Genomic DNA, 23,065 nt, shown 5'->3' on the forward strand with positions numbered 1-23,065 from the left:
ATGCTGATCAGCCATCCGCCCGAATCCCGCGACGACGAACCCCACGGCGCCCGCGCGCACTTTCTGCAGGTGTTTCTGTCCCAGCGTTCGCAAATGGAAGCCCTGGTGAACCGCCGCGTCGGCTGTCGGGCAACCGCGGCGGACCTGGTGCAGGATCTGTTCTTGCGTTTCTGGCGCCGGCCGCTGGTGCAGGTCGAAGAACTCAGCACCTACCTGTTGCGTTGCGCCGGCAACATCGCCATCGATCATTTGCGCAGTGAAGGCACGCGGGTGCGGGTCAACGAAGGCTGGCAGCCGGATGAACCGGACAGCAGTGCCAGCGAACCGCAAGCTGCGCTCGAAGCGGGCAACGATCTGCGCCACGTCGAGGCGGCGTTGCGAGCCTTGCCCGAGCGCACGCGGCAGATCTTTTTGCTCAATCGCATCCACGGGCGCAAGTACGCCGAGATCGCCAAAGCCATGGGCCTGTCCCAAAGCGCCGTGGAAAAACATATGATGCGCGCCCTCGAGGCCTGCAAGGCCAGCCTGCGCGAACCCGCGCCACGCCTGCCAGGGAAAGCACCGTGAATCACACCGACCGCGTCACGCCGACGCCTGCTCAGGAACAGGCGGCTTTTGCCTGGCTGAGCCTGTTGCACGACCGCCCGAGCACCGGCGATCAACTGACCTTCAGCCAATGGCTGCATGCCGATCCCGCCCACGCCGAGGCTTACGCCCAGGCGCAAGTCATCTGGGAATTGAGCGAAGGACCTGCCCGCACACTGGCCGATGAAGAGGCGTTCGCCTTGCAGGGCTATCTGAATGCGATGGACCGGCCGCGCCGTCCGCAGATTCGACGTTGGGCCGGGGCGCTGGCGATGGCGGCCTGTCTGATGTTGATGATCAGCCTTGGTACGGGATGGCAGCCGCAACGCTGGATCGACGATCTGGGCGCCGATTACGTTTCGGCGCCGGGTGAAGTCCGCACCGTGACCTTGGCCGATCAGTCCCGGGTCACACTGGATGCCGACAGCGCCATCGCCGTGGATTTCAGTCATGGCGAGCGGCATGTTCAGCTGCGTCGAGGAGCCGGATTTTTCAGCGTGACCCACACCGGCGAGCCGTTCGTGGTCGAGGCCGAGAAGGGCCAGGCGCGGGTGCTCGGCACGCAGTTCGAAGTGCGCCTGCAGCCACACGGCGCACAAGTCACTGTGCTGTCCGGGCGCGTCGGCGTGACGGCATCCCGTGATGATCAACAGCAGATTCTCACCGCCGGTCAGCAGGTGGCGTATGGCGAAGGTTCAGCGCAAAAACTGCACGCCGTGGACAGCGAGGCGCAACTGGCCTGGCGTCAGGGCTGGCTGACTTACTACAAGTCGACACTGGCCGATGTGGTGCAGGATCTGCGGCGGTATTACCCGGGGCGGATCGTGCTGCTCAATGACGAACTGGGCGCGCGCAAGGTCAGCGGAAGCTTTCCGAGCAAGGATCCGCAAGCGGTGTTGAATTCCCTGCAGGGGGTTCTGGGATTCGAGCAGCATCAGGTGCTGGGCAAGCTGATTATCCTGCGCTGAAAATATTTTCAAAATTGTGGTGAGGTAAATCCCGACGCCATCCGTGTAGTGACTGAAACTGCGAGTCATTCGCATCCGTTGCGGTTCTACACAGGTCATGAGCAATGAAGTCCAGGGCAAAATCGGGTTCGGTCAAACAGTGGTTCGGCGCCTCGGCGCTGAGTTTTGCGGCGTTGGCGTTGCTGCCGATGAGCGTGGCGCAGGCCGCTGAAAGCAACAGCAGCCAGCCACAGAAACAGTTCGGTTTTTCCCTGGCTGCCAAACCGCTGCCGCAGGCCTTGAGCGATTTCAGTCGCGTGACCGGCCAGAGCGTGGTCTACACCGTCGAAGCGCCTTACGGCCTCAACGCACCGGCGGTCAACGGGCAGATGAGCGCCGAACAGGCACTGCAACGATTGCTCAGCGGTTCCGGTTTGACCTTCCGCCGCACCGACAGCCATACCTTGATGCTCGAACCGCAGCCCATCGAGGGCGCACTGAACCTCGGTGCGACCACCATCACCTCGATGGAAAATCAGCCGCTGAGTTACCAGCCGCCGGAAAACAGTTCGGTGATGCGCTCCTCGGCCTCGCTCCAGGAAATCCCGCAGACCGTCAACGTGATCCCGGCCCAGGTCATTCGCGACCAGGCGCCGCGCAATCTCGATGATGCACTGGCCAACGTCAGCGGCATCACCCAGGGCAACACGCTGGGCAGCACCCAGGATTCGGTGATGACTCGCGGCTTCGGCGACAACCGCAATGGCTCGATCATGCGCGACGGCATGCCGGTCGTGCAGGGCCGTGGCATGAACGCCACCGTGGATCGCGTCGAAGTGCTCAAGGGCCCGGCCTCGCTGCTGTACGGGATTCAGGACCCGGGCGGCGTGGTCAACATGGTCAGCAAGAAACCCGAACTGACCCAGTACAACGCGCTGACCCTGCGCGGCTCGACCTACGGCGACGGCAAGAATGGCAGCGGCGGCTCGTTCGACAGCACGGGGGCGTTGGGTGATTCAGGCCTGGCCTATCGCATGGTGCTGGATCATGAAGACGAAGATTACTGGCGCAACTTCGGTACCCACCGTGAATCGCTGATCGCACCGTCGCTGGCCTGGTACGGCGAGCGGACGAAGCTGTTGTTTGCGTATGAGCATCGGGAATTCCTGACGCCGTTCGACCGTGGCACGCTGATTGATCCGCGCACCAACCATCCGCTGGATATCTCGCGCAACGAGCGTCTGGACGAAAAATTCAACGACATGGAAGGCCGTTCGGATCTCTACCACTTCGAGGCCGACCACGAACTCAACGACGACTGGAAAGCCCATTTCGGCTACAGCTGGAACCGCGAGACCTACGACGCCAGCCAGGTCCGCGTGACTGCGATCGACACCAAAAAAGGCACCCTGACCCGCAGCATGGACGGCACTCAGGGCGCGATCAGCACCGACCGTTTCACCACCGCCAGTCTCGAAGGCAAGGTCAACGTGCTGGGCATGCAACATGACCTGGTGTTCGGCGTCGACGACGAGTACCGCAAGATCTACCGCGCGGACCTGATCCGCCAGAAAAGCCTGAGCACCTTCAGTTACGTCAATCCGGTGTACGGTCGTGAAGTTGCCGGCTCCACCGTCAGCCCGGCGGACAGTGCGCAGACCGATCTGCTGCGCAGCGATTCGGTATTCCTGCAGGACTCGATCCACCTCAACGACCAGTGGATTCTGGTGGCCGGCGGGCGCTTCCAGGAGTACGACCAGTACGCCGGCAAAGGCGTACCGTTCAAGGCCAACACCGACAGCAACGGGCAGAAATGGGTGCCGCGCGCCGGTCTCGTGTATCGCTACACCGACGCGTTGTCGTTCTACGGCAGCTACACCGAGTCGTTCAAGCCGAACTCGACCATCGCCCCGTTGAGCGGCAGCAGTACCGTGCTCGACGGCAGCATCGCGCCCGAAGAAGCCAAGTCCTGGGAGCTGGGTGCGCGCCTCGATATTCCGGGCCGCGTTACCGGCAACATCGCTTTGTTCGACATCAAGAAACGCAACGTGCTGGTGGCCAATGCCGAAGGCCCGACCACGATTTACAGTGCCGCCGGTGAAGTGCGTTCCCGTGGTCTGGAATTGGACCTGACCGGCCAGCTCAGCGACCGCTGGAGCATGATCGGCAGCTACGCCTACACCGACGCCGAGGTCACGGAAGATCCGGATTACAAAGGCAACAAACTGCAGAACGTGGCGAAGAACACCGGCTCGCTGTCGGCGGTCTACGACTTCGGCAGCGTGATCGGCGGCGATCAACTGCGGGTCGGCGCCGGTGCGCGGTATGTCGGTGAGCGAGCGGGTAACGCAGTGAATGATTTCGAGCTGCCGAGCTACACCGTGGCCGATGCGTTCGCCACGTACGACACCAAGGTGGAAGGGCAGAAGGTCAAGTTCCAGCTCAACGTGAAGAACCTGTTCGATCGTACCTATTACACCTCGGCGGCCAGCCGGTTCTTCGTGTCGATGGGCGATTCGCGGCAGATTTCGTTGTCGAGCACGCTGGAGTTCTGATCAGCGCAAAAACGCCTGGCGATACTCGCCGGGCGTTCCACCCAGCACCTGGCGAAAGCGGTTGGTGAAGTGACTGGCACTGGCAAACCCGCACGCCAGGGCAATTTCCCCCAATGGCAACGCTGTCCCGCGCAACAACTCCCGTGCCCGGCTCAGGCGCCGCGCCAGCACATACTGATGCGGCGGCAGGCCGAAGCTCACCCGGAACATCCGCGCAAAGTGGTATTCCGACAACGCACACAACCCCGCCAGTTGCCCGAGGCTGATCGGCTCGGCCAGTTGACTGTCGATGAACTCCACCAGTTGCCGGCGCTGATGCGGCGCCAGTCCACCCTTGAGACGCAAACCCTCACGCACGCCGACCTGGCTGAGCAAGGTGTGGCTGATCAATTCATGGGCCAGGCTGCTGGTCAGCAGACGCTCGCCAGGCTCATCCCAATTGAGGGTGAGCAACTGGCGAAACCGCTGGGCCTGTTGCGGATCTTCGAGAAAAGTCTGTTCGCGCAACTGCATTTCCCGGGGCTCGCGATCCAGCAGCGTGACGCACCCCAGGGCAAATTGTTCGGCACTGAAATACAGATGCGCCAGCCGGATATCGCCGTTGATCACCCAGCCCGACTCGTGATCGGCCGGCAGAATACAGAGCTTGTCCGGCCCGCCTTTCTGCCCGGGTTGATCGCGACGGAATGTGCCGGTGCCGCCGGCGATGTAGCAAGACAGGGTGTGATGGCTCGGCGCTTCATAATCCTGCGCATCGTGGTGGTTGGTCCACAAAGCGGCAGACAAGCCGTCACCCAGCTCGGCGCTGTGCACAAGACGTGCGTTCGGCGAGCTGTTCAACGCTTGAAAGACTTGCAGGGTATCGATGGCGGCCATAGTCAGTCGGTTCACTTCAACGCCTTGCATCCTACTCCGTAGATTTTCCGCTGCCAGCCTGCGGCCCGACAAAAGCGCAAGTTTATGCAAGCGCTGGAAGATGGCAGGGGCGGACACTGAAACCCAATCAAGGAGTGTCTGCCATGAACCTGTCGTTGTATTTGTTGACTGTACTGATCTGGGGCACCACCTGGATCGCCCTTAAGTGGCAACTGGGCGTGGTCGCGATTCCTGTGTCGATCGTCTATCGCTTCGGCCTTGCCGCGCTGGTGTTGTTCGCGCTGTTGCTGCTCAGCCGCCGTCTGCAACCGATGAACCGGCGCGGCCATCTGATCTGCGTGGCGCAGGGTTTGTGCCTGTTCTGCGTCAACTTCATGTGTTTCCTGACCGCCAGCCAGTGGATTCCCAGCGGTCTGGTGGCGGTGGTATTTTCCACCGCGACGTTATGGAACGCGCTGAATGCACGGGTGTTCTTCGGCCAGCGCATCGCGCGCAATGTGCTGATGGGCGGGGCGCTGGGGCTGTTTGGCCTGGGCCTGTTGTTCTGGGCGGAGCTGGCCGGGCATCACGCCAGTCCGCAAACCCTGCTCGGCCTTGGCCTGGCACTTTGCGGCACCCTGTGTTTCTCGGCGGGCAACATGTTGTCGAGCCTGCAACAGAAGGCCGGCCTCAAGCCGCTGACCACCAACGCCTGGGGCATGGCCTACGGCGCGGCGATGCTGTCGGTGTGGTGCCTGGTCAAAGGTATTCCGTTCGAAATGGAATGGACCTCGCGCTACATCGGCGCTCTGCTGTACCTGGTTATCCCCGGTTCGGTGATCGGTTTCACCGCGTACCTGACCCTGGTCGGTCGCATGGGGCCGGAGCGCGCAGCTTATTGCACGGTGTTGTTCCCGGTGGTGGCGTTGAACGTTTCGGCGTTTGCCGAAGGTTATCAATGGACGGCGCCGGCGCTGACGGGGTTGGTGCTGGTGATGTTGGGCAATGTGCTGGTGTTTCGCAAACCCCGCGCACCGATACTGCCAACTCAAGGCAAACTGGCTTGAAATAAACGAGCGCTGAGTGTTCAGCGCTCGGTTTTAATAACAATGTAGATCATTAACGGAAATATGAAGTCGACAATGTGTCGGGCCCAGTCCTTGGCATTCCATGTCTGTGAAGTATCCATGTCGAACCATTCAACGCCGATGGTTTGCAGGCAGACGTAATAAACGAACATGGCGATCATCAGACCGACGATCGAAAGTTTCTTTGCTTCGTGGAAAGCTTCGGCTGAGTCGTTGATTTTTCGATAGAGGTGATAAGTGCCCAGCAGGCAGCAAACGGTGTAAATCACCTCCAGTGTAATGATCAGCCAGTAGATGCGGTGGTGCAGCATGGGTGAGGTGATAGCCCGATACTGTATGTTTTCGTTGATCTGGGTGGTGTCCATGCTGAGGATGTGCCCGACATACTCATAGTTAGATGGGTAATCGGTGAAGTTGCTGTACATCACAAGAAGGCCAAAGAAGCTTATATAAGCCATTAGCATGACTTTGCTGTAACGGACAAGTTGATCGGTGGTCAGGCTTTTCAAGGTCGATGTTCTCCAGAAAGTTTTAATTTCTGGAAAGTCTATAGCGGCAGTGCGTGTTTCGTTATTCAGTTCAATTGCAAGTTGTGTGTGTCATCTAAGTAATCGGGCAAGTGCTACACAGCACTTGCCCAATTTTTTATCCGCGCCAGACTTGCGGATTGACCAGATCCTGCGGCCGCTCGCCAAGCAGGGCGCTGCGCAGATTGGACAGCGCCCGATTGGCCATGGCCTCACGGGTTTCATTCGTGGCCGAGCCAATATGCGGCAAGGTCACTGCGTTTTTCAGCTGGAACAGCGGCGATTCGGCCAGCGGTTCTTTCTCATAGACGTCGAGACCGGCGCCGCGAATGCGGTTGTTCTGCAACGCTTCGATCAATGCGGGTTCGTCGACCACCGGGCCTCGGGAGATATTCACCAGAATCGCGCTCGGCTTCATCAGCGCCAGTTCGCGATGGCTGATCAGGTGATGGGTCTTGTCGCTGAGCGGCACCACCAGGCAGACGAAATCCGCTTCGGCCAGCAGTTGGTCAAGGCTGCGGAACTGCGCGCCGAGCTCCTGTTCCAGTCCGGTCTTGCGGCTGTTGCCGCTGTAGAGGATTGGCATGTTGAACCCGAAGCGCCCGCGACGGGCGACGGCGGCGCCGATGTTGCCCATGCCGACGATGCCCAGGGTCTTGCCGTGCACGTCGCAGCCGAACAGTGGTGCGCCGACGCTGGCCTGCCATTGGCCGGCCTTGGTCCAGGCGTCCAGTTCGGCGACGCGGCGGGCGCTGCTCATGATCAGGGCGAAGGCCAGGTCGGCAGTGCTTTCAGTCAGGACGTCCGGAGTGTTGGTGAGCATGATCCCACGTTCGTTGAAGTAGGCGAGGTCGTAGTTGTCGTAGCCGACGGAGACGCTGGAGACCACTTCAAGTTTTGCGGCGTTTTCCAGTTGGGCCTTGCCGAGTTTGCGACCGACGCCGATCAGGCCGTGGGCGTGGGGCAGGGCTTCGTTGAACTGGGCGTTGATGTCGCCGTTTTTCGGGTTGGGGACGATGACGTCGAAGTCCTGTTGCAGGCGTTCGATCATGGGTGGGGTAATGCGGCTGAAGGCCAGGACTGTTTTTTTCATCGCTATGGGCTCGGCTTCGGGGCTTTATTGCCAAGCAAGCTAACATTTCTGTTTTGGGTTGTCTTGGCGGCCTCTGGGCCGACCAGGCTTTTGGGGTTTTGGGTGAATATCCGTTTTTGCGGGTGTTGCGGCTGGCGGTTTCGCCCTTACGGCGAGTCACTTTTTACAAGCGCCTAAAAAGTAACCAAAAACGCTGGGCCCCGGCGTTCGGCACCTCGCTGTGGCTCGGTGTTCCTTCGCTCCGGGATTCATCCGGGGGCATCGCCTACGGTTTGCTTCGCTGCACCTCCTCTCGATGTGTTCGACTTCGTCGAACGGCGCTACGCGCCCACCCCCGGATGAATCCCTCCACTCAGCCTGCCGAAGGGGCCAGCACGTCAAAAGCGGTACTCGAGCTAACGCTCATTGTGTTGAGTGGTGGGAAGCCAAAGCAGAAGCGAGATGTGGTTCTTTTAACTCGAGTTCGATTCGGTATCTCACGTCGGCGTACTTCTCCCAAACAACTCGGTCGGTCCCCTCTCCCTCTGGGAGAGGGTTAGGGTGAGGGGTTGGCGCCCTCAACATCACACCAATTTCAGGAGGACCAACTCAATTCGCCACCCGAACCCCCGCCAGACTCCCACTCATCTCATAAGCCGCCAGTTCCGCCTGATGCCCCGCCAGAATCTCCGGCAAAGACCCACGCAGGTACTCGACCCAGGTCTTGATCTTCGCATCCAGATACTGCCGCGACGGATAGATCGCATACAGGTTCAGTTCCTGCGAGCGGTAGTTCGGCATTACCCGCACCAGCGAGCCATTGCGCAAGCCTTCGATCGCGGCGTACACCGGCAATACGCCGACACCCATCCCGCTGGTGATCGCGGTTTTCATCGCGTCGGCGGAGTTCACCAAAAAGGGTGAGCTGTTGATGGTGACCATTTCCTGGCCTTCCGGGCCGTCGAAGGCCCATTTTTCCAGGGGGATCACCGGGCTCACCAGGCGCAGGCAGGCGTGGTTCAGCAGGTCGCTGGGTTTCTGTGCGCAGCCGTTGGCTTTCACGTAGGCCGGGGAGGCGCAGACGATGCTGTAGGTGATGCCCAGGCGTTGCGAGACGAAGCCCGAGTCCGGCAGTTCGCGGGCGAGGACGATGGACACGTCGTAGCCTTCGTCGAGCAGGTCCGGCACGCGGTTGGCCATGGTCAGGTCGAAGGTCACGTCCGGGTGGGTCTTGCGGTAGCGGGCGATGGCGTCGATCACGAAGTGCTGACCGATGCCGGTCATGGTGTGCACTTTCAACTGACCGGCCGGGCGGGCGTGGGCTTCGCTGGCTTCGGCTTCCGCCTCTTCGACGTAGGCGAGGATCTGCTCGCAGCGCAGCAAGTAGCGCTTGCCGGCCTCGGTGAGCGCAATGCGCCGGGTCGTGCGGTTCAGCAGACGGGTTTGCAGGTGAGCCTCAAGGTTGGAGACCGCGCGCGAGACGTTGGCAGTGGTGGTGTCGAGTTGCACGGCGGCAGCGGTGAAGCTGCCGGCTTCGGCCACACAACTGAAGGCGCGCATGTTTTGCAAAGTGTCCATGGGGTGCTCTCAAGGGAGATGGCAAATTGTGACACGAAGTTTCGGGGGCTGAGACCCCCGACCAAGGGATTATCTCGTTAACCGTAACAAAGATTCGCAGAAAACCCAGCTTATCGCCGTTCAGGGCGCCCCCTAGAATTGCGCCCACCTCGAAACATCCCCCACCTCAGGAATTCGCAGCAGTGCCGCGTCGCATCAACAGAGCGCTTTTGCCGCTCAGTGTTCTGGCTATTTCGTTAGGTCTCAGCGGCTGCATCGGAACTGGAGGGATTGCCCCGCAGGGCAAGGCTCTGGAGGCCAATGAACTGGCCACCGACGAGGCCATCGCCCACGCCGCCCGTGACGCAAACTGGCCCACCGCGCAGTGGTGGCAAGCCTACGGCGACCCGCAACTCAATCACTGGATCGACCTGGCCGTGCAGGGCAGCCCGACCATGGCCATGGCCGCCGCGCGAGTGCGTCAGGCCCGGTCCATGGCCGGTGTCGCCGAAGCCGCCGAGTCGTTGCAGATCAATGGCGAGTCGACCCTCAAGCGCCACAACTGGCCCACCGACCAGTTCTACGGCCCCGGCGAGCTGGCCAACAGCACCACCTGGGACAACAACGCCGCACTGGGTTTCAGTTACGCCCTCGACCTCTGGGGCCGTGAAAGCAACAGCACCGAACGTGCGGTAGACCTTGCGCACATGAGCGCTGCCGAGGCGCGCCAGGCGCAGCTCGAGTTGCAGAACAACATCGTGCGCGCCTACATCGAGTTGTCGTTACATTACGCCCAGCGCGACATCGTGGCGGCGACGCTCAAGCAGCAACAACAGATTCTCGAGCTGGCGCAGAAGCGCCTCAACGGCGGGATCGGCACGCATTTCGAAGTCAGCCAGGCCGAAACCCCGCTGCCGGAAACCCATCGGCAACTGGATGCGCTGGACGAAGAAATCGCCCTGAGCCGCAACCAGATCGCTGCACTGGCCGGCAAAGGCCCGGGCGCTGGTGCGCAGTTGCAGCGTCCGACCCTGTCCCTCGGTGCGCCATTGAAATTGCCGTCGGCACTGCCCGCCGAACTGCTCGGCCAGCGCCCGGACGTGGTCGCCAGTCGCTGGCAAGTGGCGGCCCAGGCGCGCGGGATCGATGTCGCGCATGCCGGGTTCTACCCGAACGTCGATCTGGTCGGCAGCCTCGGCTACATGGCCACCGGCGGTGGGGCGCTGGAGTTTCTGACCGGCAAGAAGCTCAACTACAACGTCGGGCCGGCGATCTCCCTGCCGATCTTCGACGGCGGGCGACTGCGCGCCGAACTCGGTGAAGCGTCGGCGGGTTATGACATCGCCGTCGCGCATTACAACCAGACCCTGGTCAATGCGCTGAAGAACATCTCCGACCAGTTGATCCGCCGCGAGTCGATGGACAAGCAGCAGACGTTCGCCGCCGAGTCCGTGGCCACCGCGCAGAAGACCTACGACATCGCGATGATCGCCTACCAGCGCGGCCTCACCGATTACCTCAACGTGCTCAACGCCCAGACCCTGCTGTTCAAACAGCAGCAGGTTCAGCAGCAGGTGCAGGCAGCGCGCTTGAGCGCCCATGCGGAACTGGTGACGGCATTGGGCGGTGGCCTTGGTGCGGGTAAAGACGTGCCGACGGCTGAGCAGACCGCCGCACCGAAAACCCCGGCCCTTCTTCAAGCCCTCGACCACTGAGCAAGCCTTAATGACTCCCTTGCCCGCACCTTTGCGCTGGCTCTACTCCCTGGAATGGCGCCGGGGTTTCTTCGACTGGGCGCGCAGCGACGGCGTGACCTGGGTCTACATCTTCAAGGTGTTGATCGCCGCGTTCCTGACTCTGTGGCTGGCGATGCGCCTGGAACTGCCGCAACCGCGCACGGCGATGATCACCGTGTTCATCGTCATGCAGCCGCAGAGCGGTCAGGTGTTCGCCAAGAGTTTCTATCGATTCCTCGGCACCCTGGCCGGGTCGGCGATGATGGTCACGCTGATTTCGCTGTTCGCCCAGAACACCGAACTGTTCCTCGGATCGCTGGCGATCTGGGTCGGCATCTGTTCGGCCGGCGCCGCCCGCTGCCGCAATTTCCGCGCCTACGGTTTTGTGCTGGCCGGGTACACCGCCGCGATGGTCGGCCTGCCTGCGCTCGCCCATCCTGACGGTGCGTTCATGGCGGCGGTATGGCGGGTGCTGGAGATTTCGCTGGGGATTCTCTGCTCGACCCTGGTCAGCGCCGCGATCCTGCCGCAGACCGCCAGCGCGGCGATGCGCAACGCCTTGTACCAGCGCTTCGGTGTGTTCGCCCTGTTCGTTACCGATGGTCTGCGCGGGCGCAGTAAACCGGAGTCGTTCGAGGCCAGCAACGTGCGCTTCATCGCCGAAGCGGTGGGGCTGGAAGGGCTGCGCAGCGTGACCGTGTTCGAAGACCCGCACATGCGTCGGCGTAACGGTCGGCTCAGTCGCCTGAACAGCGAGTTCATGGGCATCACCACCCGGTTCAACGCCTTGCATCAGTTGCTTGAACGCCTGCGCGTCAATGACGAAGAGCATGTCGTGGCGGCGATCAAACCGGGTTTGCAGGATCTGGCCGAAGTGCTCGACGGCTTCAGTGGCCGTGCCCTGACCAGCCCGGATGCGGCGCGTCTGGTGACGGCGCTGACGGCGTACAAGGAAGGTTTGCCGGCACGGGTGCGCAGTCTGCGGGCGGCCTTCCAGGAAAGCGATCCGAGCGACGCCGAGTTGCTGGATTTCCACACCGCGTATGAACTGCTCTATCGCTTCGTCGAAGACCTGCACGGTTATGCACAGACCCACGCCTCGCTGGCCGATCACAGCCACGAACGCGAGCGCTGGGACGAGCCGTTCACCCCCCAGACCAGTTGGTGGGCGGCAGCGGCTTCGGGGATTCGCGCCGCGTTTATCCTGGTGGTGCTCGGCAGTTACTGGGTCGCCACCGCGTGGCCGAGCGGTGCGACCATGACCCTGATCGCTGCCGCCACCGTGGGCCTGTCGGCGGCGACGCCGAACCCGAAACGCATGGCGTTCCAGATGGCCTGCGGCACGTTCCTCGGGGCGTTGATCGGCTTCGTCGAGATGTTTTTCATCTTCCCGTGGATCGACGGTTTTCCGTTGCTGTGCGTGATGCTCGCGCCGGTGATCGTGCTCGGTTCGTTCCTCGCCTCGCGGCCACAATACGCTGGTGTCGGTCTCGGCCTGCTGATCTTCTTCAGCACAGGTTCCGTACCGGACAACCTGACGATCTACAACCCCTACACCTTCATCAACGACTACATCGCCATGGTCATGGGCATGCTGGTCTGCGCGGCGGCGGGGGCGATCATTCTGCCGCCGAACAGCCGCTGGTTGTGGCAGCGCCTGGAGCAGGACCTGCGCGGGCAAGTGGTGTACGCGATCAGCGGCAAGCTCAAGGGCCTGGCGTCGAGCTTCGAAAGCCGTACCCGCGACCTGATGCATCAGGCTTACGGTCTGGCGGCCGGTCAGCCGCAGGTGCAGAAAAACCTGTTGCGCTGGATGTTCGTCGTGCTGGAGGTCGGCCACGCGATCATCGAGCTGCGCAAGGAACAGGCGATTTTGCCGGTGCACCCGGCGTATGCCGAATCCCAGCCATGGCGCCAGGCAATCCGGGTCATGGGGCGTTCGCTGGTGCGGCTGTTCCTGCAGCCGAATGCGAGCAATCTGGAACGCGCACTGGTCGCGGTCGATCACGCGATCAGCCGTGTCGCCGCCACCGACGAGCCGTTCGCGCCGCACTTCGATACCTCCGCACTGCGGCGGGTGAAAAGTTATCTGCACTTCATCCGCACCTCGTTGCTCGACCCGCAATCGCCCCTTGCTGCCTACGCCATCGCCAAGCCCGAAGGACTTGCCCATGCCTCGTGAAATCGCCTTCCACGGCGTGTACATGCCGACCATGACCCTGATGTTTTTCGTTGCTGCGGCACTGGCCTGGGCGCTGGATCGGTTCCTCTCGGGGTTCGATCTGTATCGCTTCTTCTGGCACCCGGCGCTGCTGCGTCTGAGCCTGTTTACCTGTCTGTTCGGCGCGATGGCGCTGACTGTCTACCGTTGAGAACGTTCTGATGAAAAAGTTTTTCAGCCTGCTCGCGACCCTGCTGGTGCTGGCCCTGGCGCTGTGGATCGGCCGCACGTTGTGGGAGCACTACATGAACACCCCGTGGACCCGCGACGGCCGGGTCCGCGCCGACATCATCAACGTCGCCGCCGACGTCACCGGTGAAGTGGTCGACGTGCCGGTACGTGACAACCAATTGGTGAAGAAGGGTGATCTGCTGATGCAGATCGACCCCGAGCACTATCGCCTGGCGGTGAAGCAGGCGCAGTCGCTGGTGGCTTCGCGCAAGGCCACGTGGGAGATGCGCAAGGTCAACGCTCATCGCCGCGCCGATCTGGATAACCTGGTGATCTCCAAGGAAAACCGCGACGACGCCAGCAACATCGCCGACTCGGCACTGGCCGATTACCAACAGGCCCAGGCGCAACTGGAAGCGGCCGAACTTAACCTCAAACGCACCGAAGTGCGGGCGGCGGTGGACGGTTATGTGACCAACCTCAACGTCCATCGCGGCGACTACGCGCGCATCGGCGAGGCGAAAATGGCGGTGGTCGACATGAACTCGTTCTGGGTCTACGGCTTCTTCGAGGAAACCAAACTGCCTCACGTGCGCGTCGGTGACAAAGCCGACATGCAACTGATGAGTGGCGAAGTCCTCAAGGGCCACGTGGAAAGCATTTCCCGTGGCATCTACGACCGTGACAACCCGGAAAGCCGTGAACTGATCGCCGATGTGAACCCGACCTTCAACTGGGTGCGCCTGGCGCAACGGGTGCCGGTGCGGATTCACATTGATGAGGTGCCTGAGGGTGTGCTGCTGGCGGCGGGGATTACCTGCACGGTGGTGGTGAAGCAGGGCGCTGTGGATAACTGACGGACCGCAACGCCTTCATTGATCGTTCCCACGCTCTGCGTGGGAATGCATCCTGTGACGCTCTGCGTCACGACATGTATTTCAAAGCTGTCCGCGCAACCCGAAGCGTTTCATCAATGTCGACTCCAGCAACCCCTTCGGCAACAACGTCGCCAGCAACGGCAACGCCCGGCTGCCATTGCCGATGCGGATCAGCCGCGGCGGCTTGCTTTGCTGCACGGCCTTGAGCAACTCGGCGGCAAATTCGCTGGCCGGGGTCGGCTTGTCTTGTGAGGCCTTGGCCCGCGCCCGGATGCCTTCGCGCAACGGAAACCACGGCGATTGTTCGTTGATCAGTTGTTCGGCCTCATGCCCGGCATTCTTGGCGAAGCTGGATTGAATCGCCCCCGGCTGCACCTCCATCACGCGAATTCCGAACGGTGCCAGCTCCATGCGCAAGGCATCGCTCAACGCATGCACCGCCGCTTTTGACGCGCAATACGCACCAGCGAACGGTGTGACCAGAACCCCGGAAACACTACCGATGTTAACCACCAGTCCCTTCGCCCTTCGCAACACAGGGAACAGGGCGCGGGTCACGCCGACAATCGAAAACACGTTGGTTTCGAACTGACGCTGCATGGCCGCCACGCCGCCGTCGAGCAGCGGCCCCATGGCGCCGTAACCGGCATTGTTGATCAGCACATCGAGGCCGCCGTGTTGCTGGTTGATTCGCTCGGCGAGTTGCTCCAGCGCCGCGTTGTTGTTGACATCGAGCTGCACAGCGGTGAATCCGGCGCCGCTGAGCGCCACGACATCTTCAGCCTTGCGCGCGCTGGCCCAGACCACGTAGCCAGCGCTCTTGAATGCATCGGCGAGGGCGCGGCCGATGCCGCTGGAACAACCGGTAATCAACGCAACGGGCATGGCGCATTCCTTGTGCAAAGTGTGAGGGGAGGGGCTCAGTCGGAGAAACTACCCTGCAATCGCTCGGCGCGAAACTCCAGAGTTTGCGGGCGATAGCCGGGGCGCAGCGGTGGCAGCGGCAAGCAGTCTTCCCAATTGCCGCCCGCCTGCAGTTCGCCGGGACCGCGATAACGTGGAGCCGCGTATTGATTGTCGGCCAGATTCACCGTGTCGCCCGGCGCGTAGGCCGCGATGCGCCAGCGCAGTTCGGTCAACGGCACGTCGTTGCCGTTGTTCATCTTCAATTGCAGCGGACGGTCCGCCGGGCACTGCCCGGGGGCATAGGTGATGCGCAACTCGAGCCGCGCCAGTTGCTTGACCTCACGGTTGTCCAGCCACACCACCCACATGGCCACCAGCCCGAGGCCGACCGCAGCAGCCATGGACACCGGCAACGCTTTTGCCGGGTAGCGCAACAGCAGGATCAGCCAGGTGATGACCAGCAAGACACCGATGAACATGTCGCGAAACCTCGATGGAGTAGAAAGGTATCCTACCTAAGCGTTGTTAAAAGGCCAAAGCACACTCAACTAGGTCAGTGAAGCCAAGGGCCTGGAGCAATCTTTTCTAGAATCTGAAGTAATAAGCTCGCAAAGATTTGTACAAATACTTCGATTAGAAAGTCGGCTATAAAGCGAGACATAGTTAGTACCCCTTGAGTTGCTGGCGAAACTGATTTACTGGCTTTTAATTGAAAGAACTACGTAATAGAAACCTTCTTGGGCTTTGATCCAGAGCCGCCCGGGCTTTTAGTTTTAGCTTTCGCCTTTTCAGGAAGCTTTTTCTTTTCCTCCGCAAGCCAATAATCTTTCGCGGAGCTCAAGTCCGCAGATGCTCCGATTTCTGCGACACGATCAATGAATCGCCCGTAAAGCTCATCCTGGATTATTTTCTGCTGACGCATGTTCTCTACAGCCACGTTGGGGTTGAGAAGCAAGACGTAATGGAACTCTCCAGATGTGCCAGGTTTTGTGTCGATAAACCGATGTTGTTTTAGGATTTTCATCCTGCGACGCCATGTATCAACGGCCCGGGCGCCAGTAAAGCCAGCTTCTCCAGCAAAAGTTGCCTGATTTTCGATCACTATTAAGGGATGATCTGGCGAGCGCGCCCATAGGCAAAATAGCGTATGCCCTGCTGGTTTGCCCTTCGTTAGAGCATCAACGGCCTGCATTGCAATGGGGAGAGATCTGGGTAGGGTGGTAAAACCGTTGTTAGAGCCCCTTCGCCACACCAATACCTCTGGGTAGTCGGGGAAGTGGATATCCATTTGGGCCGCTGCACGTTCGGCCATTTTCACTTTCTTGGCTTTGCTCTGTTTTACGTTGATCATGATCAGCCCTACCGTCGTTGATGGGTGAACTATTGCCCATCCCGAACGAAAAAACGAACCGTCTTTACGCACGTTTTAATGCAAGCAAAGGTGTGTCAAAGCGTTTTTTGTGCAGTTAAATTTGCGCTATATCACCAAGGTGGAAATAGGTGAATATGCGCCATATAACGCGTTTTTTTGTTTAAAAATGTTGTTTTTCAATGAGTTAAATGTTTTTGGTGTACTCGTTGGTCCTCCCGTACTCGCTGTGCTCGTTGTTCTCGTGTGCTCTGTGGGATTGTTAAGGGAGGCCGGAGCCTGGGATCGGAGCAACAATTTCACGATTAAAAATTTTGAAGCAGCCAAAAAAAGCCCCCGCCCAACCCGCTGCGGATAGGGGACGCAGTGGGCTGGACGGGGGCTTCTTGTTTTGCGGAACGCTTACTGCGCGATGGTTTTCACCGACACGCCGCGTTCGATCGGGGTGGAGCGACCGTAGATATCCTCGAAGCGCTCGATATCGTCTTCACCCAGGTACGAGCCCGACTGCACTTCGATGATTTCCAGCGGGATCTTGCCCGGGTTGCGCAGGCGATGCACCGAGGCGATCGGGATGTAGGTCGACTGGTTCTCGCAGAGCAGGAACACGTTTTCATCGCAGGTCACTTCAGCCGTGCCGCTGACCACGATCCAGTGTTCGGCGCGGTGGTGGTGCATCTGCAGCGACAGGCACGCGCCCGGTTTGACCGAGATGTGCTTGACCTGGAAGCGACCGCCCATGTCCACCGAGTCGTAGGAACCCCACGGACGGTAGACCTCGCAATGGTTCTGGGTTTCGCTGCGGCCCTGCTCGTTGAGGGTGTTGACCATCTGCTTGACGCCCTGAACCTTGTCCTTGTGGGCGATCATCATGGCGTCCTTGGTTTCGACCACCACGATGTTTTCCAGACCGATCACCGACACCAGTTTGCCGTTGCCGTGGATCATGCAGTTCTTGCTGTCCTGGATCACCACATCGCCCTTGCTGACGTTGCCGTTGGCGTCCTTCTCGTTGACTTCCCACAGCGACGACCAGCAGCCGACATCGCTCCAGCCGGCGGTCAGCGGCACCACGCAGGCGCGCTGGGTCTTTTCCATCACGGAGTAGTCGATGGAGTTGTCCGGGCAGCAAGCGAAAGTGGCTTCGTCGAAGGTGATGGTGTCCGGGTCCTGAGTGCTGCGTTCCAGGGTCAGCAGGCAGGTGTCGTAGATGTCCGGATCGTGCTTTTTCAGCTCTTCGAGGAAGCGGCTGGCGCGGAACAGGAACATGCCGCTGTTCCAGTAGTAACCGCCGGATTCGACGTACTCGGTGGCGCGTTTGACGTCGGGTTTTTCCACGAAGTGCGAGACGCGGCTCACACCTTCCGGCAGCAATGAATCACCGGTGGATTTGATGTAGCCGTAACCGGTTTCCGGTTTGGTGGCCGGTACGCCGAACAGTACCATCTCGCCGTTTTCTGCTGCCACGGTGGCCAGGGCGAGGGCGCGTTGCAGGGCTTTCTGGTCTTCGAGAACGTGGTCGGCCGGCAGCACCAGCATCAGTTCGTCGCGACCTTCATTGACCAGCATCATCGCGGTCAGCGCCACGGCCGGCGCGGTGTTGCGACCGAACGGTTCCATCAGGATGCGCTGGCATTCGAGGTTTCGGGTGCTCAGCTGTTCGTTGACGATGAAGCGGTGATCCTTGTTGCAGACCACGATCGGGGTGTCCATGCCTTCGAACACCAGACGCTCGAGGGTTTGCTGGAACAGCGTGTGTTCGCCGGTCAGGGCGAGGAACTGCTTGGGAAACTGCTTGCGCGAAAGCGGCCAAAGACGTGAACCGCTACCACCTGACAAGATCACCGGAATCATATTGTTTACTCCATAAAATCGATTGGGTTAGAGCCACGAGCCTGTGTCGTTTCACTCTTGTTGTTATTCCGTGCCGGGCAGCGTCGGCTGCCCGGTCTCATGTGCTTAGCGGGTCGACACTGGGCGCTTCACCCAGACCGGCGACAGGTTGCTGCCGTTGCCGGTGACGTACAGCACTGCTGCCTCACCGCGCTCCAGGGCGACCGGTTTCACGTCGCCGACTTTCTTGTCGCCCTCGTACAGCGCCAGGCTGACTTTCACCGGGTTGATTTCACGCTCGCCACGGCCCTTGGCGGCCACGTTCGGCACCACGTCGGTCTTGCCGTCGGCAGTCTTCAGGGTCAGCGGCTTGTCGCTGAGGTTCTGCACGCGCACCAGGGATTTCTGCTTGTTCTTGAACGGCGGTTCTTCGATCAGTTGCGGCGCACCGGAAGCGTTGTTGACCAGGGTGTAGTAGTGGTCACCGGCGAGTTTCACCGGCAGGGTCTGGCTGCCGACCTTGGCGCTGTAGTCACCGCCCGGCATGAAACTGAAGTCGCTGCTGGCCAGCGGCGCGACGTCGCTCAGGTTGGTGCTGCCGACGGTGGCGCTGACTTCAGCGTTGCTGGCGTTGTAGACCCGCACGAAGGTTGAGCCTTTGGGTGCGGTCGGGCCGTACAGCGCGGCGTCGCCACCGGCAAAGGCCTGGACCGACAGCACGCTGAGGCCAGCGACCAGAGCGATGCGTTTGGCGAGACGACGAGGAGTTGTAGTGAAAGTCATGGTGTACCTCTCTTTCAGTTTTGCGCCCGATCGGGCGTCTCGGATTTAGTGTTTACCGCTACGTTTTGTTGGCGCGCGCCGGCTTGTTTAAGCTCTGCGACCCACTGCGGGTCGGCGTCGCCGATTTCGTTGTTCACAGGCAGATATCGTTCAGGAAACTCCCAGATCAGCACCTGAGGCGGGCTGTTCTTGAAGTCATCGCTTTTCAGGTAGCTGAGCATTGGCAGGATCGGGCCGTGGCCGTCTTCGGCGTAATTCACGACGTCGCTGTGCAGCGCTTGCTTGAGCGCACCGACGAAGTTCCAGTTGGGGTTGGCGCTGTAGCTGGTGCCGATCAGCGCGACCGGCACTTCGCTGTTGGCGAACAGTGCGTCGTCACCGGCAGGCTGCTCGGCGGCGGCCACGGTGTTGCGCTTTTGCAGCGGCTCCTTGGCCGGCATCAGGTTTTCGAACAGCGGATCCAGCGGCAGGAACAGACGCAGGTCGCCCTTGTGCGTGACCTTCTCGGCTGGCGTTGTGACGAAGCGCTGCGGCTCGCCGCTCAGCGGGAATTTGTCGGCGATGGTTTTCGCCAGGGTGTTGGCGGCGATTTCCGCGCCTTCCGGGGTCCAGTGGGTATCGGTGCGCAGGAACACTTGCTGACCGTTCTGCTTGGCCTTTTGCAGCGGGCCGAGCAGGTCGGGGGCGAGAATCTTGTCGGCCGCGACACGGGCGTGGAAGTCCTGATAGAGGTTGGCGTGGATGCTGGCTGGTTTCACTTCACCCAGGTGTTCCGGGTACAGGCGAACCTTGGCCGGCACGATCGCCATCACCAGTTTCACGCCTTTCTCTTTCAGGGTCTGGCGCACGCCTTCGACCAGCGCGTAGTTGCCTTGCAGGTTCAGCTCTTCATTGACGATCGGGTTGAATTCCTCATCGCTGTACAACCACTGATCGCGACCGAGCACCACGCCCGGACGACCTTCGTTGAACAGTTTGAAATCCAGCGCGGCCCAGAGGTTAGTGCCCAGACGCTTGATCGGGAATTCATCGTCGTAGTGGGTTTCCACGGCTTTGGTCCAGCGACCGTTGAGCACCGTCGCGTCGGCGTTGGTGCTGAAGCCGAAGAAGCTGCGCACCGACCACAGACCGAGCACCAGCAGGGTCACCAGAAACAGCGCGATGTAGAAGATGCGTAATGAGCGGGTCATGTCAGATCCCTCAGAACTGGAAGTAAAGGAACGGCGAGAAGCTTTGCGCCGAGAGTTTGAGAATCGAGGCGATGAACAGCAGCAGGATCAGCCCGCGCATCACGTAGCGCGACCAGTCCGCCGTCCAGTACGCCGGTTGCACCTGGGCGTCGACGCCGACGGTGTAGCCAGGCTCGTGGATGCTCGCCGGGTTTTCGCCCGGGGCTGCCTTGATCAGGCCCGGTTGCGCGCCGGCAGGCCCGTCGCTCTCGACGTTGACCGCAGGTTTGGTCTTCACCGGAGGCTTGCTGGTGTACAGATCACGCAGGCCGAAGAACGCCAGGGTCACGTAAGCCACAACGAGGGTCGCGACTTGCAGGCCGGTGAGGCTGGCCTGGTTGAGTTCCGACAGCGACCAGTCGCCGAAGCTGAACATCGCGCCGTACATGCGCCCGGCAACGTGCAGGTTCTCGGCGCGGAAGATCACCCAGCCCATGACCACCAGCAGGAAGGTCAGCGCCCAGCGGATCGGGTTGAGGCTGCGCGGCGAGGTGTTGAGGCCGAGCATTTTCTCGATCGCCAGCCACATGCCGTGCCACGCACCCCAGACGATGTAGGTGATGTTCGCACCGTGCCACAGACCACCGAGCAGCATGGTCAGGAACAGGTTGCGATAGGTCATCAGCGTGCCTTTGCGGTTGCCGCCGAGGGTGATGTAGAGGTAGTCGCGCAGCCAGGTCGACAGGCTGATGTGCCAGCGGCGCCAGAACTCGGTGATCGACTGGCTGATGTACGGCTGCTTGAAGTTTTCCATGAAGCGGAAACCCATCATCAGGCCCAGACCAATCGCCATGTCGCTGTAACCGGAGAAGTCGAAATACAGCTGCGCGGTGTAGGCCAGCGCGCCGAGCCAGGCATCGCCCGTGGTCGGGTTTTGCAGGGCGAAGCAATGGTCGGCGACCACGGCCAGGGTGTCGGCGATGAACACCTTCTTGATGAAACCCTGCATGAACCGGGTGCAGCCCTCGGAGAACTTGTCGAGGGTGTGGGTGCGGTTGTTGAACTGGTCGGCCAGGTCACGGAAACGCAGCACGGGACCGGCGATCAGGTGCGGGAAGATCGCCACGAACGCCGCGAAGTCGATCAGGTTGCGGGTCGCCGGGGTGTCGCCGCGATACACGTCGATGATGTAGCTGATCGACTCGAAGATGTAGAACGAGATACCGATCGGCAGCAGCACGTGGGTCAGGATGAACGGCTCGAGACCGACCGACGTCATCATCGCGTTGATGCTGTCGACGCCGAAGTTGGCGTACTTGAAGTAGCCGAGGATGCACAGATCCACCGCCACGCCGAGCAGCAGCCAGCGCTGGGCCGGTCTGGTGCGCACGCCGGCGGCGCCGACTTTCAGGCCGATCCAGTAGTTCCACAGGGTGACGCCGGCGAACAGCGCCAGGAAGTCCACCCGCCACCACGCATAGAACACGTAGCTGGCGATCAGCAGCAGCAGGTTGCGATAGCGTTGCCCGCTCAGGTAGTACAAGCCGAGAAAGATCGGCAAGAACAGAAACAGGAACACGTTGGATGAAAATACCATCCCGATCTCTCCATGTTTGAACCAACAGTCAAGGGCCAAAGCCCCCCCAAACCCCCCGTGGTGTTGGAGGGGTGAAACGATCTGCGACTAACTGCCCTTGTTACCTTTCTCGTGGGACGGGTCGTAGACCTTGGTCAGGTCGCCGCCGAGGCGGAACGTCTTGAACGGCTGCATCCCGTGCTTCTTCTCCAGCACGTCCGGCGAACAGGTGTAGAGCGAGCAAAACGGCTCGAGCCAGGCGAATTTCATGTCCTCTTTCAGATCGGTCATGTCCTGTTCCTTGCCGTTCTTCTTCTCGAAGTCCCCGGGATCTTTCACCCCGGCCAGCACCCGGTCACCCAGGCGTTTCAGCGCGCCATTGTTTTCCTGACGCAGATCCACACCGTTGACCTGGGCGAAACTGGCGATCATCGCCAGCGGCGGCAGGGCGTAGTTGTGGTAGGCGAGGGCGCGTTGCTGGCGCTTGAGTTCGTTCGGCAGGTAGCCGTCGGCGTCGATCTGATTGACGCCGACCTTGTATTCCTTGACCGCCCAATCGAACAGGTCGCGGCGGTTGGTGGCGATGGATGTCGCCATCACCGACCACGCGGCCCAGTAGGAGTGGTTGTTGGTTTTTTCCAGCGGCAGGTTGTCCCAGTCGCTGACCACCTGATCGGCCATCTTGCTGAACCAGGCTTCGATCAACTGCGCTTCCTGCTGGTGCTGGGCCAGCGGATGGGAGTCGGAGAACTTCAGGCGAATGTACGAAGAGGCCATGCTGCCCAGCGCCCATTTGCGCATCGACTTGCCGGTGTGGTTGAAGTCCTTGGACATCAACGCGTCGGACTTGGCCCAAGCAGTCAGCCAGTTGAGTGTGCAATCGAGCTGCTCCGGGCGACCGTCGCGCATGAACTGCATCACCCGCTTGGCGGTGCCGCGCTCCAGCGTGGTGATGTCTTTGGTGGTGTCGCGAAAGGCTTTTTCCGACTGCACGTTCAGCGTGGCGCGGGCCTTGTCCGAGCCTTCGTATTTACTGCGAAATTGCAGCGGCCCGGTGTAGGGCGCCGGCATCGCATCGCAGCCTTCGCTCTTGTCGCCGGTCTTGAATTTATCCACAGCGGCGAAGTAGCCCTGGGGCGGACGCAGTGGCGCGGCGGCCTGAGTGGCCCCGGCGAACATCGCCAGGGTCAGCAGGGAAGGCGCAAGCAGGTGTTTGATCGTTCGGTTTCGCATGGCA

General features: G+C 60.9%; 20 protein-coding genes. 8 read left to right on the top strand and 12 right to left on the bottom strand.

Annotated features, from left to right (window positions below; translation table 11 throughout):
- The 3 genes from ACKLNA_RS18400 to ACKLNA_RS18410 all read left to right on the top strand — a co-directional run bounded on the left by ACKLNA_RS18400 (window position 1) and on the right by ACKLNA_RS18410 (window position 4,087).
- The gene (locus ACKLNA_RS18400; RefSeq protein ID WP_119426751.1) at window positions 1-567 is read left to right on the top strand and encodes an RNA polymerase sigma factor; all 567 of its coding nucleotides are present in this window, start codon (window positions 1-3) and stop codon (window positions 565-567) included.
- Window positions 564-1,553 carry a FecR family protein gene (locus tag ACKLNA_RS18405; RefSeq protein WP_408986672.1) on the top strand — a complete coding sequence of 330 codons (990 nt, stop codon included), beginning with the start codon at window positions 564-566 and terminating at the stop codon, window positions 1,551-1,553. Before ACKLNA_RS18400 ends, ACKLNA_RS18405 begins: the two co-directional genes overlap by 4 nt.
- 104 nt (window positions 1,554-1,657) lie before the next feature.
- Window positions 1,658-4,087, top strand: a complete 2,430-nt coding sequence (locus ACKLNA_RS18410; protein ID WP_408986673.1) for a TonB-dependent siderophore receptor — start codon at window positions 1,658-1,660, stop codon at window positions 4,085-4,087.
- Here the strand turns inward: ACKLNA_RS18410 and ACKLNA_RS18415 are convergent, their stop codons facing one another.
- A complete protein-coding gene (locus ACKLNA_RS18415; protein WP_265815071.1) occupies window positions 4,088-4,963 on the bottom strand; it encodes an AraC family transcriptional regulator in 876 nt (291 codons plus the stop codon).
- Between the two features lie 143 nt (window positions 4,964-5,106).
- Here ACKLNA_RS18415 and ACKLNA_RS18420 point away from each other — a divergent pair, with 143 nt between their 5' ends.
- Window positions 5,107-6,009, top strand: coding sequence for a DMT family transporter (locus ACKLNA_RS18420; RefSeq protein WP_408986674.1), 903 nt, complete (start codon window positions 5,107-5,109; stop codon window positions 6,007-6,009).
- A 20-nt stretch (window positions 6,010-6,029) separates the two neighbouring features.
- Here ACKLNA_RS18420 and ACKLNA_RS18425 read toward each other — a convergent pair whose 3' ends face one another.
- The 3 genes from ACKLNA_RS18425 to ACKLNA_RS18435 form a co-directional block, all read right to left on the bottom strand.
- On the bottom strand, window positions 6,030-6,539 hold the full coding sequence (locus ACKLNA_RS18425; RefSeq protein ID WP_408986675.1) for a DUF2165 family protein: 510 nt from the start codon (window positions 6,537-6,539) through the stop codon (window positions 6,030-6,032).
- 136 nt (window positions 6,540-6,675) lie between these two features.
- The gene (locus tag ACKLNA_RS18430) at window positions 6,676-7,650 is read right to left on the bottom strand and encodes a 2-hydroxyacid dehydrogenase (protein ID WP_408986676.1); all 975 of its coding nucleotides are present in this window, start codon (window positions 7,648-7,650) and stop codon (window positions 6,676-6,678) included.
- A gap of 588 nt (window positions 7,651-8,238) precedes the next feature.
- Window positions 8,239-9,207 carry a LysR family transcriptional regulator gene (locus ACKLNA_RS18435; RefSeq protein WP_085711718.1) on the bottom strand — a complete coding sequence of 323 codons (969 nt, stop codon included), beginning with the start codon at window positions 9,205-9,207 and terminating at the stop codon, window positions 8,239-8,241.
- 182 nt (window positions 9,208-9,389) lie between these two features.
- Between ACKLNA_RS18435 and ACKLNA_RS18440 the strand changes: the two genes are divergently transcribed.
- From ACKLNA_RS18440 to ACKLNA_RS18455, 4 genes are read left to right on the top strand one after another with little or no spacing between them, the layout of a single operon-like run.
- Window positions 9,390-10,901 carry an efflux transporter outer membrane subunit gene (locus ACKLNA_RS18440; RefSeq protein WP_408986677.1) on the top strand — a complete coding sequence of 504 codons (1,512 nt, stop codon included), beginning with the start codon at window positions 9,390-9,392 and terminating at the stop codon, window positions 10,899-10,901.
- 10 nt (window positions 10,902-10,911) lie between these two features.
- Window positions 10,912-13,104, top strand: a complete 2,193-nt coding sequence (locus ACKLNA_RS18445; RefSeq protein WP_408986678.1) for an FUSC family protein — start codon at window positions 10,912-10,914, stop codon at window positions 13,102-13,104.
- Window positions 13,094-13,294 carry a DUF1656 domain-containing protein gene (locus ACKLNA_RS18450; RefSeq protein WP_003221811.1) on the top strand — a complete coding sequence of 67 codons (201 nt, stop codon included), beginning with the start codon at window positions 13,094-13,096 and terminating at the stop codon, window positions 13,292-13,294. The genes ACKLNA_RS18445 and ACKLNA_RS18450 overlap by 11 nt, the downstream gene beginning before the upstream one ends.
- A 10-nt stretch (window positions 13,295-13,304) precedes the next feature.
- A complete protein-coding gene (locus ACKLNA_RS18455) occupies window positions 13,305-14,171 on the top strand; it encodes an HlyD family secretion protein (protein ID WP_085698530.1) in 867 nt (288 codons plus the stop codon).
- 81 nt (window positions 14,172-14,252) lie between these two features.
- Here ACKLNA_RS18455 and ACKLNA_RS18460 read toward each other — a convergent pair whose 3' ends face one another.
- From ACKLNA_RS18460 to ACKLNA_RS18495, 8 genes are all read right to left on the bottom strand, one after another.
- The gene (locus ACKLNA_RS18460) at window positions 14,253-15,077 is read right to left on the bottom strand and encodes an SDR family oxidoreductase (protein ID WP_408986679.1); all 825 of its coding nucleotides are present in this window, start codon (window positions 15,075-15,077) and stop codon (window positions 14,253-14,255) included.
- Between the two features lie 35 nt (window positions 15,078-15,112).
- Complete coding sequence (locus ACKLNA_RS18465; protein WP_408986680.1) at window positions 15,113-15,577, bottom strand: multidrug transporter; 465 nt, start codon at window positions 15,575-15,577, stop codon at window positions 15,113-15,115.
- A gap of 239 nt (window positions 15,578-15,816) precedes the next feature.
- On the bottom strand, window positions 15,817-16,449 hold the full coding sequence (locus tag ACKLNA_RS18470) for a hypothetical protein (RefSeq protein WP_408986681.1): 633 nt from the start codon (window positions 16,447-16,449) through the stop codon (window positions 15,817-15,819).
- A 420-nt stretch (window positions 16,450-16,869) separates the two neighbouring features.
- Window positions 16,870-18,321, bottom strand: coding sequence for a mannose-1-phosphate guanylyltransferase/mannose-6-phosphate isomerase (locus ACKLNA_RS18475; protein WP_408986682.1), 1,452 nt, complete (start codon window positions 18,319-18,321; stop codon window positions 16,870-16,872).
- A 105-nt stretch (window positions 18,322-18,426) separates the two neighbouring features.
- A complete protein-coding gene (locus tag ACKLNA_RS18480) occupies window positions 18,427-19,083 on the bottom strand; it encodes an alginate O-acetyltransferase AlgF (RefSeq protein WP_085711707.1) in 657 nt (218 codons plus the stop codon).
- Window positions 19,084-19,097: 14 nt separating this feature from the next.
- Window positions 19,098-20,273 (bottom strand): alginate O-acetyltransferase, encoded by a 1,176-nt coding sequence (locus tag ACKLNA_RS18485; protein WP_134825555.1) that lies wholly within the window; start codon window positions 20,271-20,273, stop codon window positions 19,098-19,100.
- A 10-nt stretch (window positions 20,274-20,283) separates the two neighbouring features.
- Window positions 20,284-21,849, bottom strand: coding sequence for an MBOAT family protein (locus tag ACKLNA_RS18490; RefSeq protein WP_192552923.1), 1,566 nt, complete (start codon window positions 21,847-21,849; stop codon window positions 20,284-20,286).
- Between the two features lie 87 nt (window positions 21,850-21,936).
- The gene (locus ACKLNA_RS18495) at window positions 21,937-23,061 is read right to left on the bottom strand and encodes a mannuronate-specific alginate lyase (protein ID WP_408986683.1); all 1,125 of its coding nucleotides are present in this window, start codon (window positions 23,059-23,061) and stop codon (window positions 21,937-21,939) included.
- Between the last annotated feature and the right edge of the window lie 4 nt (window positions 23,062-23,065).

The sequence above is a fragment of the Pseudomonas sp. UV AK001 genome, assembly GCF_046097675.1.
GTDB lineage: Bacteria > Pseudomonadota > Gammaproteobacteria > Pseudomonadales > Pseudomonadaceae > Aquipseudomonas > Aquipseudomonas kribbensis.

Excerpts from the sequence above, each read along its gene's own strand:
- ACKLNA_RS18400 (WP_119426751.1), top strand. The coding sequence starts at position 1 with ATGCTGATCAGCCATCCGCCCGAATCCCGCGACGACGAACCCCACGGC.
- ACKLNA_RS18410 (WP_408986673.1), top strand. The coding sequence starts at position 1,658 with ATGAAGTCCAGGGCAAAATCGGGTTCGGTCAAACAGTGGTTCGGCGCC.
- ACKLNA_RS18415 (WP_265815071.1), bottom strand. The coding sequence starts at position 4,963 with ATGGCCGCCATCGATACCCTGCAAGTCTTTCAAGCGTTGAACAGCTCG.
- ACKLNA_RS18420 (WP_408986674.1), top strand. The coding sequence starts at position 5,107 with ATGAACCTGTCGTTGTATTTGTTGACTGTACTGATCTGGGGCACCACC.
- ACKLNA_RS18430 (WP_408986676.1), bottom strand. The coding sequence starts at position 7,650 with ATGAAAAAAACAGTCCTGGCCTTCAGCCGCATTACCCCACCCATGATC.
- ACKLNA_RS18435 (WP_085711718.1), bottom strand. The coding sequence starts at position 9,207 with ATGGACACTTTGCAAAACATGCGCGCCTTCAGTTGTGTGGCCGAAGCC.
- ACKLNA_RS18445 (WP_408986678.1), top strand. The coding sequence starts at position 10,912 with ATGACTCCCTTGCCCGCACCTTTGCGCTGGCTCTACTCCCTGGAATGG.
- ACKLNA_RS18450 (WP_003221811.1), top strand. The coding sequence starts at position 13,094 with ATGCCTCGTGAAATCGCCTTCCACGGCGTGTACATGCCGACCATGACC.
- ACKLNA_RS18455 (WP_085698530.1), top strand. The coding sequence starts at position 13,305 with ATGAAAAAGTTTTTCAGCCTGCTCGCGACCCTGCTGGTGCTGGCCCTG.
- ACKLNA_RS18460 (WP_408986679.1), bottom strand. The coding sequence starts at position 15,077 with ATGCCCGTTGCGTTGATTACCGGTTGTTCCAGCGGCATCGGCCGCGCC.
- ACKLNA_RS18465 (WP_408986680.1), bottom strand. The coding sequence starts at position 15,577 with ATGTTCATCGGTGTCTTGCTGGTCATCACCTGGCTGATCCTGCTGTTG.
- ACKLNA_RS18470 (WP_408986681.1), bottom strand. The coding sequence starts at position 16,449 with ATGATCAACGTAAAACAGAGCAAAGCCAAGAAAGTGAAAATGGCCGAA.
- ACKLNA_RS18475 (WP_408986682.1), bottom strand. The coding sequence starts at position 18,321 with ATGATTCCGGTGATCTTGTCAGGTGGTAGCGGTTCACGTCTTTGGCCG.
- ACKLNA_RS18480 (WP_085711707.1), bottom strand. The coding sequence starts at position 19,083 with ATGACTTTCACTACAACTCCTCGTCGTCTCGCCAAACGCATCGCTCTG.
- ACKLNA_RS18485 (WP_134825555.1), bottom strand. The coding sequence starts at position 20,273 with ATGACCCGCTCATTACGCATCTTCTACATCGCGCTGTTTCTGGTGACC.
- ACKLNA_RS18490 (WP_192552923.1), bottom strand. The coding sequence starts at position 21,849 with ATGGTATTTTCATCCAACGTGTTCCTGTTTCTGTTCTTGCCGATCTTT.
- ACKLNA_RS18495 (WP_408986683.1), bottom strand. The coding sequence starts at position 23,061 with ATGCGAAACCGAACGATCAAACACCTGCTTGCGCCTTCCCTGCTGACC.